This window comes from Arthrobacter sp. E70, from assembly GCF_058266945.1.
The window spans coordinates 58,755-75,711 of the sequence record NZ_JBYQFR010000005.1 but is presented as its reverse complement, the minus strand read 5'-3'; the positions used below and the strand labels follow the sequence as shown (position 1 = coordinate 75,711).

General features: G+C 64.4%; 21 protein-coding genes. 9 read left to right on the top strand and 12 right to left on the bottom strand.

The genetic code is table 11. The features are described 5' to 3' along the window. Positions 1–80 precede the first annotated feature (80 nt). The 8 genes from AC3IMC_RS07590 (at position 81) to AC3IMC_RS07555 (ending at position 5,314) form a co-directional block, all read left to right on the top strand. The gene (locus tag AC3IMC_RS07590; RefSeq protein WP_490917783.1) at positions 81–1,022 is read left to right on the top strand and encodes a P1 family peptidase; all 942 of its coding nucleotides are present in this window, start codon (positions 81–83) and stop codon (positions 1,020–1,022) included. Positions 1,023–1,190: 168 nt separating this feature from the next. Beyond that, positions 1,191–1,412, top strand: coding sequence for a translation initiation factor IF-1 (gene infA, locus AC3IMC_RS07585; RefSeq protein ID WP_009358723.1), 222 nt, complete (start codon positions 1,191–1,193; stop codon positions 1,410–1,412). Between the two features lie 70 nt (positions 1,413–1,482). Further along, the gene (rpmJ, locus tag AC3IMC_RS07580) at positions 1,483–1,596 is read left to right on the top strand and encodes a 50S ribosomal protein L36 (RefSeq protein WP_009358722.1); all 114 of its coding nucleotides are present in this window, start codon (positions 1,483–1,485) and stop codon (positions 1,594–1,596) included. A 185-nt stretch (positions 1,597–1,781) separates the two neighbouring features. Next, the gene (rpsM, locus tag AC3IMC_RS07575; protein WP_003803743.1) at positions 1,782–2,156 is read left to right on the top strand and encodes a 30S ribosomal protein S13; all 375 of its coding nucleotides are present in this window, start codon (positions 1,782–1,784) and stop codon (positions 2,154–2,156) included. Positions 2,157–2,213: 57 nt separating this feature from the next. Continuing rightward, entirely contained in the window at positions 2,214–2,615 is a 402-nt protein-coding gene (gene rpsK / locus AC3IMC_RS07570; protein WP_009358720.1) for a 30S ribosomal protein S11, read from the top strand. Positions 2,616–2,745: 130 nt separating this feature from the next. Further along, complete coding sequence (locus AC3IMC_RS07565) at positions 2,746–3,756, top strand: DNA-directed RNA polymerase subunit alpha (RefSeq protein ID WP_009358719.1); 1,011 nt, start codon at positions 2,746–2,748, stop codon at positions 3,754–3,756. 68 nt (positions 3,757–3,824) lie between these two features. Beyond that, positions 3,825–4,388: a 50S ribosomal protein L17 gene (gene rplQ / locus AC3IMC_RS07560; RefSeq protein ID WP_454482541.1), complete on the top strand. Its 564-nt coding sequence runs from the start codon at positions 3,825–3,827 to the stop codon at positions 4,386–4,388. A 32-nt stretch (positions 4,389–4,420) separates the two neighbouring features. Continuing rightward, on the top strand, positions 4,421–5,314 hold the full coding sequence (locus tag AC3IMC_RS07555; protein ID WP_490917780.1) for a tRNA pseudouridine synthase A: 894 nt from the start codon (positions 4,421–4,423) through the stop codon (positions 5,312–5,314). Here the strand turns inward: AC3IMC_RS07555 and AC3IMC_RS07550 are convergent. Next, the gene (locus AC3IMC_RS07550; protein WP_490917778.1) at positions 5,311–6,978 is read right to left on the bottom strand and encodes an ATP-binding protein; all 1,668 of its coding nucleotides are present in this window, start codon (positions 6,976–6,978) and stop codon (positions 5,311–5,313) included. The two genes, AC3IMC_RS07555 and AC3IMC_RS07550, sit on opposite strands and share 4 nt — an antisense overlap. 251 nt (positions 6,979–7,229) lie before the next feature. On the opposite strand from AC3IMC_RS07550, the gene AC3IMC_RS07545 reads away from it, so the two are divergent. After that, positions 7,230–8,012 (top strand): response regulator transcription factor, encoded by a 783-nt coding sequence (locus tag AC3IMC_RS07545; protein WP_490917777.1) that lies wholly within the window; start codon positions 7,230–7,232, stop codon positions 8,010–8,012. Here the strand turns inward: AC3IMC_RS07545 and AC3IMC_RS07540 are convergent. From AC3IMC_RS07540 to AC3IMC_RS07490, 11 genes are all read right to left on the bottom strand, one after another. Further along, the gene (locus AC3IMC_RS07540; RefSeq protein ID WP_490917776.1) at positions 8,009–8,485 is read right to left on the bottom strand and encodes an Hpt domain-containing protein; all 477 of its coding nucleotides are present in this window, start codon (positions 8,483–8,485) and stop codon (positions 8,009–8,011) included. The genes AC3IMC_RS07545 and AC3IMC_RS07540 overlap by 4 nt on opposite strands. Before the next feature lie 94 nt (positions 8,486–8,579). Continuing rightward, positions 8,580–9,461: a type II secretion system F family protein gene (locus tag AC3IMC_RS07535; RefSeq protein WP_490917775.1), complete on the bottom strand. Its 882-nt coding sequence runs from the start codon at positions 9,459–9,461 to the stop codon at positions 8,580–8,582. Positions 9,462–9,468: 7 nt separating this feature from the next. Beyond that, positions 9,469–10,401: a type II secretion system F family protein gene (locus AC3IMC_RS07530; RefSeq protein ID WP_490917773.1), complete on the bottom strand. Its 933-nt coding sequence runs from the start codon at positions 10,399–10,401 to the stop codon at positions 9,469–9,471. 10 nt (positions 10,402–10,411) lie between these two features. After that, the gene (locus AC3IMC_RS07525) at positions 10,412–11,902 is read right to left on the bottom strand and encodes a TadA family conjugal transfer-associated ATPase (RefSeq protein ID WP_490917772.1); all 1,491 of its coding nucleotides are present in this window, start codon (positions 11,900–11,902) and stop codon (positions 10,412–10,414) included. Further along, positions 11,902–13,098 carry a CpaE/TadZ family protein gene (locus AC3IMC_RS07520; RefSeq protein ID WP_490917771.1) on the bottom strand — a complete coding sequence of 399 codons (1,197 nt, stop codon included), beginning with the start codon at positions 13,096–13,098 and terminating at the stop codon, positions 11,902–11,904. The genes AC3IMC_RS07525 and AC3IMC_RS07520 overlap by 1 nt, the downstream gene beginning before the upstream one ends. Further along, positions 13,095–13,850, bottom strand: coding sequence for a Flp pilus assembly protein CpaB (gene cpaB / locus AC3IMC_RS07515; RefSeq protein WP_490917770.1), 756 nt, complete (start codon positions 13,848–13,850; stop codon positions 13,095–13,097). The genes AC3IMC_RS07520 and cpaB overlap by 4 nt, the downstream gene beginning before the upstream one ends. Positions 13,851–13,879: 29 nt before the next feature. Next, positions 13,880–14,926 carry a pilus assembly protein TadG-related protein gene (locus AC3IMC_RS07510; RefSeq protein ID WP_490917768.1) on the bottom strand — a complete coding sequence of 349 codons (1,047 nt, stop codon included), beginning with the start codon at positions 14,924–14,926 and terminating at the stop codon, positions 13,880–13,882. Further along, on the bottom strand, positions 14,914–15,288 hold the full coding sequence (locus AC3IMC_RS07505) for a TadE/TadG family type IV pilus assembly protein (RefSeq protein ID WP_490917767.1): 375 nt from the start codon (positions 15,286–15,288) through the stop codon (positions 14,914–14,916). The genes AC3IMC_RS07510 and AC3IMC_RS07505 overlap by 13 nt, the downstream gene beginning before the upstream one ends. Before the next feature lie 88 nt (positions 15,289–15,376). Beyond that, a complete protein-coding gene (locus tag AC3IMC_RS07500) occupies positions 15,377–15,583 on the bottom strand; it encodes a Flp family type IVb pilin (RefSeq protein WP_490917765.1) in 207 nt (68 codons plus the stop codon). A gap of 273 nt (positions 15,584–15,856) precedes the next feature. Next, positions 15,857–16,069, bottom strand: coding sequence for a Flp family type IVb pilin (locus AC3IMC_RS07495; protein ID WP_490917764.1), 213 nt, complete (start codon positions 16,067–16,069; stop codon positions 15,857–15,859). A gap of 8 nt (positions 16,070–16,077) precedes the next feature. Continuing rightward, complete coding sequence (locus AC3IMC_RS07490) at positions 16,078–16,950, bottom strand: type II secretion system F family protein (RefSeq protein ID WP_490917763.1); 873 nt, start codon at positions 16,948–16,950, stop codon at positions 16,078–16,080. Between the last annotated feature and the right edge of the window lie 7 nt (positions 16,951–16,957).

The following is a 16,957-nucleotide window of genomic DNA, read 5'->3' as shown; positions in this document are numbered from 1 at the left end:
GTTAACGCTGTGTTGCATGCAGTCTTGCACAAAGTTCGTGCAGGCGGCAGGGGCGCGCGGCAAAAGGGGAGAATAGGGGAATGGGAGCGATCACCGATGTCCCGGGCATCCGGGTGGGCCATGTGCAAAAGGACGACGACGGCTGGCTGACCGGTGTGACCGTGGTCCTCCCGCCGCCGGGCACGCTGGGCTCGGTGGATGTCCAGGGCGGTGGGCCGGCAACGCATGAGACCGACGCGCTCGATCCCACGACCCTGGTCAGTGCCGTGGACGCCGTCGTGCTCACCGGCGGCAGCGCGTACGGGCTTGCATCGGCCGGCGGTGCCCAGCGCTGGTGCGAGGAGCATGGCCGCGGCTTTGCCGTGCCCGGGGGAGTGGTTCCGATCGTCCCGGCCGCCGCGATCTTCGACCTCGGCCGGGGCGGGGACTTTTCAGCACGGCCGACGCCGGACATGGGCTACGCTGCGGCCGCCGCCGCAGCCGCACAAAAGGAAGGGCACGACGTCGGACGCGGCAACGTGGGCGCCGGAACCGGGGCGCTCATTGGCAGGACGTACAAAGGCGGTGTGGGTACGGCTTCGATCACGTTGGGGAACGGCGCCGTTGTCGGAGCGCTCGCAGTGGTGAACGCGCTGGGGCTTCCGGTGACAGAGCACTCGGTGGTCGAGGAGTCAGTGGTTGAGCCCGGGCAGGGATTCAACACAACCCTCGTCGTTGTCGCAACCAACGCCGTCCTGGACGTGGCTGAGTGCAAGCGGACCGCTTCGGCGTCCCATGCGGGGATTGCCCGCGCGCTGAACCCGAGCCACACGCTCGCCGACGGGGACACTGTGTTTTGCCTTGCAACCGGGGCCGTGGCACTGGACCGCTCGGACGACGTTGCCAGGCAGATCAGCCTGGTGTCACTGCAAAGCGCGGCAGCCGACGTCGTACGTTTAGCCGTCCTTGACGGCGTGGCCAGCGCCGGCGCCGTCACCACCCCGGCCGGTGCCTATGGTGCGTACGGCGGGCAGATACGCTAGCATGGCTGGATTTAACTTTCGTCCCCAAATGGCGTAGTGTTGTTTGTTGGTTGTCTGGACTGCCGCGCCCTCTTTGGGCTTGGAGATGACAATCGATCCAACAAAAACGTTCGTGGCCATGCCCGGTGCAATCCGGCGGGGCTGCGGCAACAACAGTTAGCGGAGGGTATGGCCAAGAAGGACGGGGTCATTGAGATCGAAGGCGTTGTGACCGAGGCGCTGCCTAATGCGATGTTTCGCGTTGAGCTCACCAACAAGCACATCGTTCTGGCACACATCTCTGGAAAGATGCGTCAGCACTACATCAGGATCCTCCCCGAGGACCGCGTAGTGGTGGAGCTGAGCCCGTACGACCTCACCCGTGGTCGTATCGTCTACCGCTACAAGTAAATTGCTGGGCGGCTGCAGCGCAAGCTGGCCGCTGCTCCAGCTGACCAACTGTTACACGCAAAGGAATGCCATGAAGGTCAAGCCGAGCGTCAAGCAGATCTGCGAAAAGTGCAAAGTGATCCGCCGTAACGGCCGGGTCATGGTGATCTGCGAGAACCCGCGCCACAAGCAGCGCCAGGGCTAATTCCCTTCCCTGAAGGAAAACCCTGGGTTGCTAACCCACGCAAGTAAATAAAGGCAGCACAAGCTGATCTGGAACATTGAGCATCAAAGAGTCCGGACAGCTAACCCCCGGTCGGAGGCTGGGGCCGTACGGAACGTGCGGGTGTACTGCCTACGACCTCCGGTTTATCAAGGAGTACTGCCACTATGGCTCGTCTCGCTGGCGTAGACATTCCCCGCGAAAAGCGGCTGGAAATTGCGCTTACTTACATCTACGGCGTGGGCAAGACCCGTGCACACGAAACCCTGGCTGCCACGGGCATCAGCGCTGACGTTCGCGTCAAGGACCTGACTGACGCCCAGCTGGTTGAGCTGCGTGACTACATTGAAGGCAACTACAAGGTTGAGGGTGACCTTCGCCGCGAAGTAGCAGCAGATATCCGCCGCAAGGTTGAAATCGGCAGCTACGAAGGCCTGCGCCACCGCAAGGGCCTGCCCGTACGCGGTCAGCGTACGAAGACCAACGCACGTACCCGCAAGGGCCCGAAGCGTACCGTCGCCGGCAAGAAGAAGGCCCGCTAAAATTCCCGCCCGGGATTTTAACGGACTTTTCCCCAATAACTTTCTGTAGGAGAAAAAATGCCCCCGAAGACTCGTGGCGCGGTTCGCAAGCCGCGTAAGAAGGACAAGAAGAATATCGCGCTTGGCCAGGCGCACATCAAGAGCACCTTTAACAACACCATCGTTTCCATCACGGATCCGACCGGCGCTGTTATCTCCTGGGCTTCCTCCGGTGAGGTTGGCTTCAAGGGCTCGCGTAAGTCCACCCCGTTCGCTGCCCAGATGGCTGCCGAAGCCGCTGCCAAGCGTGCGCAGGAGCACGGCATGCGCAAGGTAGACGTTTTCGTCAAGGGACCGGGCTCCGGACGCGAAACCGCGATCCGTTCGCTGCAGGCCGCAGGCCTCGAGGTTGGCTCCATCCAGGACGTCACCCCCGCAGCCCACAACGGCTGCCGCCCGCCGAAGCGCCGCCGCGTCTAATTCTTTTCCGCAGCAGGAGCTTGCCCGGACCAGCAATGGTCCGGGCAAGCCCAGCGCGTTAAGTCTTCAGACCGAATTTCCACCACCTGTGTTGCGTCATATAGCGGATGCTCGCCGAAAGGAAACCTAAGTGCTCATTGCACAGCGCCCCACCCTCTCCGAAGAGGTAGTCTCCGAAAACCGTTCGCGTTTCGTCATCGAACCGCTGGAACCGGGCTTCGGCTACACCCTCGGAAACTCCCTCCGCCGTACCCTGCTCTCCTCCATCCCCGGTGCTGCCGTAACCAGCATCCGGATCGATGGTGTGCTGCACGAGTTCACCACGGTTCCGGGTGTCAAGGAAGATGTCACCGAGATCATCCTGAACATCAAGAACCTGTCGGTTTCCTCCGAGCACGACGAGCCTGTCGTGGCTTACCTGCGCAAGCAGGGCCCCGGAGTCGTCACCGCCGCGGACATTGCCCCGCCGGCCGGCGTCGAATTCCACAACCCGGATCTGCACATCGCCACGCTGAACTCGAAGGGCAAGTTCGAACTCGAACTGACCATCGAGCGCGGCCGCGGCTACGTTTCGGCAGCTCAGAACAAGTCCGGCGACGCAGAGATCGGCCGCATCCCGGTCGACTCCATCTACTCGCCGGTGCTGAAGGTTACTTTCCGCGTGGAAGCAACCCGTGTTGAGCAGCGCACCGACTTCGACAAGCTGATTGTCGACGTCGAGACCAAGCAGGCCATCGCCCCGCGCGATGCCGTTGCTTCCGCAGGCACCACCCTGGTGGAACTGTTCGGTCTGGCCCGTGAGCTGAACACCGCAGCTGAAGGTATCGAGATCGGCCCGTCGCCCACCGACGCTGCTCTGGCAGCCGACATGGCACTGCCGATCGAGGATCTGGACCTCACCGTCCGTTCCTACAACTGCCTCAAGCGTGAGGGCATCCACACCGTGGGTGAACTCGTTGCCCGCTCCGAGGCTGACCTGATGGACATCCGCAACTTCGGTGCCAAGTCCATTGACGAGGTCAAGGCAAAGCTGGTTGAACTGGGCCTGTCCCTCAAGGACTCGCCTCCCGGTTTTGACCTCGCAGCACGCGCCGCAGCAATCGAAGAGGACGACGCCGCGTTCGGCGACGACGAACTCTAAACCAGACCTTGGCCGGCGGGCAGCACCACGGTGTGCGGCCCACGGCTTCCACATGAGGAGAAACAATTATGCCTACCCCCACTAAGGGTCCGCGCCTCGGAGGCGGCCCGGCTCACGAGCGCCTCATGCTCGCGAACCTGGCAGCATCCCTGTTCGAGCACAAGCGGATCACCACCACAGTCACCAAGGCCAAGCGCCTGAAGCCGTACGCAGAGCGCCTGGTGACTTTCGCCAAGCGCGGTGACCTCGCTTCCCGCCGCCGCGTTCTCGGCCTGATCAGCAACAAGGGCATCGTCCACGAGCTGTTCACCGACATCGCGCAGGCAGTGGAGAACCGCGACGGCGGCTACACCCGCATCACCAAGATCGGCAACCGCAAGGGCGACAACGCTCCCATGGCTGTCATCGAACTGGTTCTCGAGCCGGTTTCCGCCAAGCAGGCCGTCGTAGCCGAGGCTACCCAGGCTGCTGCCAAGGCTGCCCCGGCCGCCGAGGAAGCTCCTGCCGCTGAGGAAACCACGGAGGCTCCGGCCGCCGAGGAAACCACCGAGGCTCCTGCTGCTGAAGAGGCTGCAACCGAAGAGGCTCCGGCCGCTGAGGAAGCTCCTGCTGAAGAGAAGGACGCGAAGTAATTCGCTGATTTTCTTCGCATAGACTTGAGTCTATGAACGACCAAAAACCCGCGGCCCCCGTATTGGGGGGCGGCGGGTTTTTGCGTATCCGGATGGATTTGTCGTACGACGGCGGCCCCTTCAGTGGGTGGGCCCTGCAGCCGGGGCGGCGCACGGTCCAGGGCGTGCTCGAGGAAGCCCTGGAACTGCTGATCCGGCGCCCGGTCCGTGTCACCGTTGCCGGCCGGACCGACGCGGGCGTCCATGCCCGCGGCCAGGTGGTCCACCTGGACCTCACCGAAGCCGAATGGCTGGGACTGCCGCGCGGGCACGAACTCGATCCCGCCGTCGCGATGATGCGCCGGATCCGCGGCGCCCTCAGCCGTTCCCTGGGCGACCTGACCGGCGCTGTGGAGGTGCACCGGATCTCGCTGGCGCCCGCTGGCTTCGACGCCCGCTTCTCTGCGCTGTGGCGGCGCTACAGCTACCGCATCGCCGACGGCCCCGCGCTGTGGGACCCGCTGGAGCGGTACTTCACGCTATGGCACAAGAACCCGCTGGACGTTTCCCTCCTGAACGAAGGGGCGGCCAAGCTCCTGGGGCTGCAGAACTTCCTGTCCTTCTGCAAGCCGCGCGAAGGCGCTACCACCATCCGGGACCTGCAGCGCTTCGAGTTCGCCCGCGCGGAGGACGGCGCCATTGTGGCCACCGTGCAGGCGGATGCGTTCTGCCACAACATGGTGCGCGCGCTGGTCGGCTCCGCACTGTACGTGGGGGAGGGCACCGTGGAGCCCGGGTGGCTGTACGAGCGGCTGCTGGCGCAGACGCGGGACGCCAAGTCCGTCCTTGCGGCCCCGCACCCCTTGGTGCTGGAGGAAGTGGCCTACCCGTCGGACCATGAACTCCTGGCCCGCGCAGAGCAGACGCGAGCCGTACGGGAGTACTAGAACGCGGGCGGTGGGCCCTCGGCTGGCAGCGTGACCGTGAAGGTGCTGCCCATGCCCTCGCCGCTTTCACAGGTGATGGTGCCGCCGTGCCGCTCCACGATCATCCGGGTGATGGAGAGCCCCAGGCCGGCGCCGGGGATGGCTGCCTGCTGCGCCGCGTCGGCACGGAAGAAACGGTTGAAGGCGCGCGCCTTGTCCTCCCGGGACATGCCCATTCCGGTGTCCTGGACGCTCAGTCGGACCCACTGGCTGTCCGCTGCCGCGCTGATGCTGACCTTCCCGCCGTCGGGCGAGTACTTGATGGCGTTGGACACCAGGTTGTCGAGCACCTGGCCCACGCGCAGGGGGTCCGCGTAGGCCCACAGGGGCGAGGGAACGTCGGCGCAAATCTCCACCTGGGAGCGTTCGGCCCAGGCCTGGGCCGAACCCACGGTGGTCTCCACCAGGCTGGCAAGGTCTGTGCGTTTGGGGTGGACGTTCAGCGCCGTGGAGGCGGAAGCGGCCAGGTCGGCGACCAGTGAGAGCAACCGCTCTGCATTGCGCTGGACCACCAGCAGGCGCCGTGTGACCTGCGGCGGCAGCGGCTCGGGTTCCTCAAGGACCAGATCCACATTGCCGATGATCGAATTCAGCGGGCTCTTGAACTCGTGGGAGACGTTGGAGATCAGGTCCTGGTTCGCGGCCAGCGACTCCACCCACCCGGTGACATCGGTGTACACCACCACCGCGCCGGTGAGGCGGCCATCCTCGCTCATGAGCGGACGGGCCGCGGTGGAGAGGGCGCGCTGTTCAGGGCCGGCGCCGGCCCAGACGAGATAGTCGGCGAAGGATTCGCCGGCCATGGCGCGGCTGATGGGGCGCCGGTCCGGGGGAAGCAGGGTATGCCGGTCCTGGCCGAAGATCAGCTGGTGCCCCTGGCCGGGTACGGCGTCGTCCGCGCCCGTGGCGCGGCGGAAGTTGCGCTGGCGGCTGTTGGAGACCAGGAAGTGCCCGGAGCGGTCGACGGCGGCAATCCCCACGTCGGTGGCGTCCAGGACGGTTTCCAGCAGCTTTTCGCGTTCCCGGCTCGCGGCGAGCAGTTCCCGCAGTTCCCTGTCCTTCTCCGCCAGCTCGCGCTGCTGCAGCCGGAGGTTCACGCTGGCGAAGCGGATGGCCAGAGACACGGCGAGCATCATGAGGGGAAAAAGGACCACGGTGGTGAAGTCTGAGGCGGCCACGGAGGGCATGCGGTCAAGGGCAGAAGGGACCATGATGAAGAACGGTCCCAGGAAGCTGAGGACCAGGCTGCTGCGCGCCAGCATGCCCGAAGCCGAGAGCCAGATCACCGGGAAGACCACCAGTACGGCCAGTCCCGGCAGCAGAGGGGCTGCGCCGTTGCGCAGCAGCCCGATGGCGACGAAGTCCAGGACAGGAATCAGCAGGTACGGGCGGTGGGGCAGGCGTTCCCAGGGGACCAGGAAGCAACCCAGGAACAGGATTCCGCTGAGGATGATGCCGGAGAGGTACAGCGGGCTGTGCATCAGTGACGGCCACGCGAGGGGTGTGGCCACCGCGATCACTGCCACGAAGAGGGTGAGCGGGAGCTGGCACAGCGCCACCTGCGCGCGCGGTCCCAGCCGGCGGAAAATGCGGCCAGGTCCCCGATGGAACGTCGGCTCAGCCATGATTTTGACGTGTACCCCCTGTGAATGGAATGCAGCGTCCCCCAAATACCTGCGAATTGCTCCCGTTACTGTGGCACTTACCCGCCCGTGCCCATAATGCACATATCTTGTCATAATAATTGACTTTTCAATTTATTGGGCGGTCTGGATGTGATCAGCGGGGCTTACTAGTAGCGTATAAATGGTTGGAGCGGGTATGGCATTGGCGCTGGGCCAATGGGGGGCCATGTTCGCCTGGCGCAGGGATAGCAATGGACGATCTTGGTGTAGCTGTGGTCATCGAAGACGATGCCGACGTGCGGAACCTCCTTGAGGGTGTACTGACGCAGGCCGGCTTCGAGGTGCATACAGCGGTTGATGGGCGGGCCGGGGTTGAAGTGGTCCGCAGCAAGCAGGCGAATGTCGTGACGCTGGATATCGGTCTTCCGGACATTGATGGCTTTGAGGTTCTGCGGCGGATTCGCAATTTCAGTAATGCGTACGTGGTGATGCTGACCGGCAGGACGGAGGAACCGGACCTGCTGTCAGCCCTCAATGCAGGGGCAGACGACTACATTGCCAAACCTTTCCGCCCCCGGGAGCTGCGGGCGCGGGTTGCCGCGATGATGCGCAGGCCACGGCATGAAGCCGGCGGGCAACGGCCGTCTTCCACGTGGGGGCAGGCTCCGGCTCCTGCAGCACCTCAAGCGGATCCGGCAGTCCTGCAGCATAACGGGCTGTCCCTGAACCACCGGACGCGTACCGTTGAGGTCCTGGGCGAGCCGCTGGTCCTCACTCGCAGCGAATTCGACCTGCTGCATGTCCTGCTGAAGGGCGGGGGTGCGGTGTGCACCAGGGCCGACCTGGTGCGGGCAGTGCGGGGCGAGTTCTACGACCGGGACACCTATATCAGCGAGGCGGATGAGCGCGCCGTCGAGGTCCACGTGGGGAACTTGCGGCGCAAACTCAAGGAGGACCAGCTTTCACCGCGCTGGCTGCAGACAGTGCGCGGAGTGGGGTACCGGCTGGCGCCCCGCCGCCCTCCGGACGCCTAGCCGTTTTCGAGGATGTAGGTCGACTGCAGCTCGGACACCGTTCGGGCACCGTCCAGTGCCACGCCCGCCATCAGCGCCTGCCCCTGGACGAAGTCGCCCTTGCGGATCATCGCTTCGAGGAGTTCAGCGAGCCTGGCGAGGCGTACTCCGCCCACCATGGCTGAGCTGATCTTGAGGCTGATGACCGCGTCCAGGGCGGAGTCCTCGTCCTGGCTGTCGACTGCGGCTCCCAGCCGGGAGAGGCGCTGGTCCCACATGGCGGCGTAGTCCCGTGCAAACCGCTGGGCCAGCCCGGAGCCTGCCAGCTCGTCCTCGAGTTCGTCCAGTACGGTTGCATCAATCAGTGGCAAGAGAGCGGCCGCTTCCAGTGAGGGGGCGGCGTTGCCGGCCGGAACGGGTGGGGGCAAGATCCCGGGCAGCGGGGAGTCCGCCGTGGGGCTCACTCCGCTGGGATCGGGATCGGGACTGTGCATTGTTCAAGGCTACTTCCTGGAATTTCTTTCGGCGTCCTATTTTGGATGTTCTGTGTAAACCTTGAGGCAACCTTGCCGCCCTTGAGGAGGCCTTTTAGTGGCTGAAGGTCACCACAGCATTGATGACAGCCGGCCCAAGAATGGCAATAAAGAGGACCGGGAAGATGAAGAACAAAAGCGGGAACAGGATCATGACGGGCAGCTTCATGGCTTTTTCCTCAGCGCGCTGGCGCCTTTTGACGCGCATGACCTTGGCCTGGACCCGCAGCACCCTGCTGATCGCGATTCCGTAGGTATCCGCCTGGACCACTGCCTGCACGAAGCTGCGGAGCTCCGGGATGTTGGTCCTCTCGGCCAGGGCGATGTAGGACTCGCGGCGGCTGCGGCCCACCTGCATGTCCTGCAAGGTGCGGACCAGTTCCTCCGCGAGCGGGCCCTTGCCGTTTTCGCCGGCCCGGGCCATGGCCCCTTCGAAGCCCAGGCCTGCTTCCACGGAGATCAGCATCTGGTCCAGCGTGTTGGCCAGTTCCAGCTGCATGGCCTTCTGCCGCTCCTGGCCTTTGCTGTACAGGAGCAGGTCGGGGATGAAGTAGCCCAGGACCAGGACGAAGAGCCCCGCCAGTTTCATTATCGGGGAGCTGCCGATGGAGGTCAGATAGAGGCCAACGGCCGCACCTGCCAGCCCCAGGGCCAGCTTCGACCCGAGCACCTTGCCCAGCGGCATGGAGGCCGGCCGGCCGGCAAGGGACAGCAGCCGGTCAAGGAATGCGACGTAGGCCGGGGGAGTGAGGCGCCGGCCGATGCCTTCCAGCAAGCCCGGCTTGGATGCGGGCACGGCGGCCACGGGAGGGGCACCGCGCGAGAGCAGTTCGTTGACAGCGAGCCGCCCCTGCTTGTCCACGGTGAGGACAGACCAGGCCAGGGCTGCCAGCGGGACACAGACCAGGAGCACGGAGAGGAGGACGATCAGGTTCACGGGGTCCTCAGAACTTCAGGTCGATGATCTTGCGCATCCACAGCGCACCGATGGTCATGAGCACGAACGATGCGCCGATCATCACCCAGCCCAGGGGATGGGTGAACATCGAGTTCATGTAGGCGGGGCTCACGGCCAGGAGCATGGCCACAATGCCAAATGGCATGGCGATCAGGATGTACGCGGAGAACTTTCCTTCTGCCGCCAGGGCCTTGATATGGCCCTTGATCTCCGCGCGCTCGCGGATGGTCTCGCCCACCTGGTCCAGCACCTCGGCCAGGTTGCCGCCCACCTCGCGGTTGATCTGGATGGCCTGCGAGATCCAGATGAAGTCCTCGCTCTTCATCCGGTCCGCGGTGTCGTTAAGGGCGGACAGCAGGTCACGGCCCAGGCTGGTCTCAGTGATCACCCGCCGCATCTCCTCCGACGTCGGCTTCTGGGATTCAGCTGCCGCGGCGTCGATGGCGCGCAGGATGCTGTGGCCGGCGCGCAGGCTGCCCGAAAGCAGCTGAAGGGTGTCGCCCAGCTGCCCGTCGAACGCGGTGCGGCGCTTGCCCGCCAGGAAACCGAGGACCATTTTGCCTGCGAAGGGTGCCAGCAGGGCGAGCAGCAAGCCCACCAGGGGGCCGACGGTCACCACGCCCACCAGCATGCCAACGCCTGCCCCGATGCCTACCAGCAGGAAGAATTCGGCCTGGGTGAGGCGCAGGCCGGCGTTTTCCAGCTCGGCGCGGGTAAACAGCTTGACGTTGCGTCCGGCGAGGAGGCGTTCGAAGGACCTGACGCCGGACAGTGCCAGCCGGGACAAGGAGGAGGGTGGCTCGGCTTCGAACGGACGACGGCGGTCCAATGGCACGGAGGGTGCGCTCGGCAGGAGCACCGCCACGCCGAGGAGGCAGATGGCTGCGAGGAGGACGACGCTTCCGATGGCGATGATCATGGCAGCCTTCCTACTTCGCGCCCGCAGAAAGCGGTCCGGCAAAGACGCCGGGGGAGACGTGGATGCCCAGGTCCTCAAACCGGTCGATGAACCGGGGACGGATGCCGGTGGCGACGGGCCTGCCCAGGAACCTGCCCTGGGCGTCCACGCCGGCTGAGTAGTCGAAGACGAAGGCATCCTGGAGGGTGACGATGTCGCCTTCCATGCCTTGGACCTCGGTGACGTGGGTGATGCGGCGGGAGCCGTCACGGAGCCGGGAAATCTGGACGATCAGGTTCACGGCGGAGGCGATCTGCTCCCGGATGGCGCGCAGTGGGAGGTCCATGCCGGCCATGAGCACCAGGGTCTCGAGGCGGGCCACGGCGTCACGGGGGGAGTTGGAGTGCACCGTGGAGAGGGAGCCGTCGTGGCCGGTGTTCATGGCCTGCAGCATGTCCAGCGACTCACCGCCGCGGACCTCGCCCACCACGATCCGGTCCGGACGCATACGGAGGGAGTTCCGGAGGAGTTCACGGATGGTCACCTCGCCCTTGCCTTCGGTGTTCGGGGGACGGCTTTCCAGCCGGACCACGTGTTCCTGCTGGATCTGGAGTTCCACCGCGTCCTCGATGGTAACGATCCGTTCGTCGTGAGGGAGGAACGAGGACAGCACGTTCAGCAGAGTGGTCTTGCCCGTGCCCGTACCCCCGGAGACGATGATGTTCAGCTTCGCCTTGACGCAGGCGTTCAGCAGCTCGGCCATCTCCGGGGTCAGGGTGCCAAAATCGATGAGGTTGCGGACCGTCAACGGGGTCTTGCTGAATTTACGGATGGTCAGCGAGGAGCCGCCGACGGCCAGCGGGGGGATGACCGCGTTGACGCGCGAGCCGTCCTCAAGCCGGGCATCCACCAGGGGGGAGGACTCGTCGATGCGGCGGCCCACCTTGGACACAATGCGCTCGATGACCTTGCGGAGGTGCTCCTCGGAGCTGAAGCGGGAGTCGCTGAGGGTCAGCTTGCCTTTGCGTTCCACATAGATCTGGTCCATGCGGTTGACCATGATTTCGGTGACGGCGGGGTCGTCCAGCAGCCGCTGGAGGGGGCCGTAGCCCAGCACGTCGTCGGCAACGTCCTGGACCAGGCGGGTGCGTTCCTCCGGCGTCAGGGGCACCTGCTCGGCGTCGATGATGCGGGTGAGTTCCTTCTTCGCGGTGGTGCGCAGTTCCTGCTCGGTGACGGCCGCGTCGTTAAAGCGCGTTCCCATCCGTTCGAACAGGGCGGTGGCCGCCCTGTCCTTCATGGCTGCGAAGACATCAACCTTGGGTGCGGCGGGCACCTGCGGCGCGCCGTCGTCGTGCGTTGAATGCACGACGGCGGGACGTTCCGAAAGGTGACGCCCCGCGGTTTCCTTGGGCAAGGGAGCGGGCGGCTGCACGGGGCGCGGCGGTTCCAGCAGCGCCGTTCCCGCGCCGGCCGGCTGGTTCCGGGACTGGGCCGCGTTGATGCGGTCAGAGAGTTTCATCAGATAACCACCCTTCGGTGAAGCTTGCGCTGGGCCTGGGCCCGCCATGCCGGGTTGAAGCGCTCCACCAGCTGGCGGAGGCTTTTGACGGCGGGGTCTTTCTTCGATTCCTGCAGGACGGGGACGCCGCGGTTGGTGGACAATGCCACGGCGCGGGAGCGGGGGACGCTGACGTCCACGGGCGCGCCGATGGTCGACTCGACGTCCGCGACGTTGAGCCCGGACCTGGCGTCGGCCATGTTGAGGACGACGTGCCGGGATTCGGGCATGATGTCGAGCTGGCGCAGGACTTCCAGGCCGGAGCGGAGACCGCGCAGGCTGGGAACGTCCATGGCGCTGACCCAGACCACGTCGGTGCAGTGCTCCATGGCGGCAAGCCCGATTTCCGGCATGCCGGGGGCGGTGTCCACCACCACGTACTGGAATTCCTGCGCCAGCTGTTCGATCAGGTGGCTGACCTGGTCCGGGGTGATGTGGTCCGCGTCCACCGGGTTCGGCGGGGCGCACAGGGCGTAGATGCCGGCGGGGTGCACGGTGAGGAAGGCCTTGAGGACCAGGGAGTCCTGGGCTGCGGCGGGCGTGACGGCGTCCGTGACGGTGTGTTCCGGGTTGAGGTAGAGTCCGGAGGCGACGTCGCCGAACTGCAGGTCCAGGTCAACGATGACCACGCTCATGGGCGCGATCTGGCCCAGGCCGATGGCGATGTTGGTGGCCAGGGTGGTCTTGCCCACGCCGCCCTTGGGGGAGAAGACGCCGATGACCAAACCCTTGTCGCCGTTCTCAACCTGGGCTGATTCGGGCGTGCGGTGGCGTGTGGCGAAGGACTGGCAGGCGCGTTCGAGCAGCACCCTGATTTCCGCGGCGTCAGCATGCGGGCTGAGGATGTCGCGGATGCCGGCGCGCATGGCGTGCAGCAGGAAGTCCGGTTCCACATCGCTGACCAGGACCAGGCTGAGGCCGGGGAGCTGGACGTCGAAGACCTTGGCGAACCTCAATGCCTCTTCGTAAGGAACGTCGGGACCGATGATGAGGACTTCGGGCTGTTCCTGGTTGAGGAGGGCGAAGAGTTCCGCCGGGCCTGCGGGGAGGATGTCACTGGCGATGGTCTGCACGGAGCCGCGCAGGCCGTGGGTGACGGCGTCGCGCAGCTTTTGGTCGAAGTCGGCGTTGGGGGAGAGGAGGACGAAGCGGCTCACTTGTACACCGTGTCCTTCCTGGCGATGAAGCCGCCGTTGTCCTGCGCGTCGAGGGGTTCCTTGGTGAGCCAGAGGTCACCGTTGTTCGAGGTGAAGATGATCTTGCTGGCATCCACGTCGTTGACCGCCACAGTAACCATGAGCGAGCCTTGGGGGAGGGTGGTGTCCTGCGGGTTGGTGCCGTCGCTTGGCTTGGCGGTTGCTGATGGCTGAGGCGCCCGCTGAACCGCGGTAACCAAGGCTTTGCGGATAGTCAGCTGTGTAGTGGGATCACCAGCTTTGGCCCTGTCTGCACCGGCAGCGAAGTTAAGCGCTATGCCGACGTGGTCACCGGCCTCCAGGCGGCCTCCGACAACCTTCTTGGGTTCGAGCTCGAAGGTGACTTCCTGAAGGCCCGCGGGGATTTTTACAGAACCACTGGTCTTGGCCTCTTCAGGCTTGACGAGCCGCTCGGCCAGGAGCTGCTCGCCGGGGACGAGGTCCACGGCGGCGACCGTCCCCGCCTTGCTGTCAAGGGATGTGAGGGCGGTTGTGGCTACACCGGCTGCGGGCACGTCCTCAATGATCAAGGACGATGCCATATCATTCACAGGGGTTCCGGCGGGGATGGCCTTCTGGACCACCAGCACCTTTTTGGGGCTGGTAGTCGCCATCGCCCGCGCGTCTGCTCCCTGCGCGTAGAAGATGATCAGCAGGGCTCCCACGAGCGCTAGGGCCAGTGCGGCCGTGCCGGCGAGCATGCGAGACTTCACGTCGAACTCCGTGGTGTGGTGGTGGGTGATCAGGAAGCGAGGCGGACGATGGTGGCGCCGTAGGCGTCTACGGGGCCAAGGGAGTAGCCGTCGGCGAGGGAAACGTATTTGACGAACTTGCCGATGATCCCGCGGCATTCGCCGCGGCATTCAGTAGTTGCCGTCACCCCGGTGAGGGTGGATGCACGGTTCTGGAAGGTGTAGGGGAGGCCGCTGTCACCGCTGAACTTCCAGCCGGTGACGTCGAAGGCCGCGAATGAGATCAGACCGTAGACGGCACCGGAACCTGTTCCAGTGACCTTGTTGTAGACGGGCAGCAACACGACGACGTGCTTGCCTGCGCTGATGTCGTTGGACCACTTCGTGAGCGTGTCGGAGCAGTTGCCGGGGGCGTTGTTCCCCGGGTCGCTGCCGCCCTCGCTTACCGCGAGGTCGATGGTGCCCCCGCACTTCCCGGCGTCCTGGACCAACCAGCCGAACCCGCCCTCTACTGAGGCTCCGGACGGACCGTAGTTGCAGTCGGCGTTGGCGTTCTTGCCGTGGTCCTGGAGGAGCTGCAGCGGGCCGTCGATGTAGTCCTTGACCTGGCAGACCGAGAAGGCAAGCGGGAAAGCCGTGCGCCCTGCCTTGGGGCTGCCCCAAACCGCGGACGACCTGGCCCCGACTTCTTTTGACGGAATACCGAGGGCGCTGGCGAAGAAGAGCGAGACGGAGTTATCCGGGGCGCCGGTTTCTTTGGCCGTTGTGGTCACGGAGACGGTTCGGGCGCTCGGGTCGAGCTTGATGTTGTTGACGTTGCTCATGCCGTCCAGCGCGTTCTGGTTGGCGAGGCTTGTGGCGAGTGTCGACGACGTGGAACACAGCGGGTCCGCGCTGTTCCTCGCGCACTTCTGTGCAAGGGCAATGGCTGACGCGTCCGCCCCGTTCTGTAGCTGGGCACGTTCTGAGTAGATGTTGCCCACGTCGACGGCGATAGCCACGAAGCCAAGGAGGGTGACCAGGAGGATGGCGACAATAACGCTGACCGCTCCGCGCTCGCCGTCGTGCTCCGGTTTGCTCGGGTTCAGCCGCCGCACAGCATGACCCCTTTCCCTGTCATGGGGAACGGGCCGGCAATGCCGGTGATGGTGGAGAGCGTGTATTTGATGGTGAGGGTTACCTGGTTGCCGGTGCTGCACGTGGTGGTGCTCAGCGTGATGTCCGAGGTGGGGATGGTGCTGCTGATCGAGGACGCCGCATTCTTGGCGGCATTCTTGGCGGCGGTTGGATCATTATTGATCGCCATGACTCGGACGCCGTCGCGGGCTGCGTTGGTCAGGGTGATCTGTGCATTGTAGGCCCGGCCAAACTCGATGGTCCCCAGGACAAGCATCAAGAGGAGGGGCAGCAGGATCGCGAATTCGACGGCGGCTGCTCCGCGCTCCGAATCTCGTGACACCTGCTGCACCTCCTCTTGGTTGCTTTTCTTGCACTGGGCAAAGTGCCGCCGTTTCGATATGGGGTCCGGAACGGCGGGCGAACGGGTGCTACGGGGAAGGAACCGCGGTGGCCGTCGGGTGTGCGATGTCGGTCGTGACGCCGGTGAAGAGCGTGCCGAGCTGGCCGCCGAGGGTGCTGACCGCAACGATGATGACGACGGCGATAAGGGCGACCATGATGCCGTATTCAACCGCGGTTGCACCCTTTTCGTCGGAGCGAAGACGGGTCATGAGGTTGGTGTAGAGAGAAAGCATTTTTGACTCCTGAGCGAGACGGATTGGCTGGCCCTGCACCAGCACTGAAAATAAGTTAGCAACCGAATTTGGCCCAGAAACCGGATCTTGGGACATCCTGCGCAAACGCTTTCACTCCCGCACTTTTCCTGCGCTTTTGCTGGGTTTGTGCTGCGCTAGAGGTGGGCTTGCAAGGGTCGGGGCACACAAACGGACCCCCTCGGTTCTGGGTGCCGAGGGGGTCCGGTCTATGGGGCGCCTGGTTGTTGGCGCGTTTTGAGGTGGCGAAAGGTACTAGGGGATGCCCAGCGCAGTTTTGACGCCGGTGGTGAGTTGGTCGAAGAAGCCGTTGAGGGCGATACCGAATACGCCCACGCCGGCCACAATCACGATTGCTATAAACCCGACCGTGATTCCGTATTCCGTGGCGGTGGCACCGCCTTCCTCGCTTCTCAGTCGCCGCTCAATATCTCGGACCAAGGGCAGTACCTGTTTTTGGTTCCTCATAGCTCCTCCTAGGAGAACGCAGCGATGATATTCATAACTGCCGGTCCCAGCAGAATGATGAAGAGGGTTGGGAAAATGAAGAAGATGAGTGGGAAGAGAATCTTCACGGGAATCTTCATCGCGTGCTCCTCTGCCCGCTGGCGACGCTTGAGCCGCATCTCGTGGGCCTGGACTTTTAGGACTTTGGCGATGGCAATGCCGTAAGCGTCTGCCTGGACGATGGCCCGGATAAAGGACCGCAAATCCGGGACATCAACACGGTCCGACATCGCCAAGTACGCTTCCTTCCGGGAACGTCCTACCTGCATGTCCTGCAGCGTCCGGGTCATCTCTTCTGCCAGTGGGCCGCTGCCATTCTGGGCCGTGCGGGCCATGGCGGCCTCGAAACCCAAACCCGCCTGCACGGAGATCAGCATTTGATCCAGGGTGTTGGGCAGCTCTTGCCTGATCTTGGCCCTGCGCTTCTCGGCATTGGTTCGCACCAGCAGATCCGGCGCGAAGTAGCCAAACGCCGTAGCGGCCATGAAGATGGCAAAACGGGACGGCTCCGGGGAAGCGAAGAAGAAGAACAGACCAAAGGCCGCACCTCCGAGAGCCAACATCGGTTTGACTACCAAGAGGCGTTCCAGAGGCCACTCCTTCGGCCGCCCCACAGCAGCAAGCTGCTTGTCCAGCCAAGCTACGTAGCCCACGGGGGTGATTTTGCGGGCGATTGCGCCCGCATCCACAGAGAGGCTTTGCCGGGAGGCGTTCCTGGCCCTTTGTCCCAGGTTGGCCTGGATATTGCGGATGGCTACCCTGTCCGTAGCGAACACAGACCAAACCAAATAAGAAATTGGAAGAACGATCGCCAGTGTCGCGCCTAGTGCTATTGGTGACATCTCATTG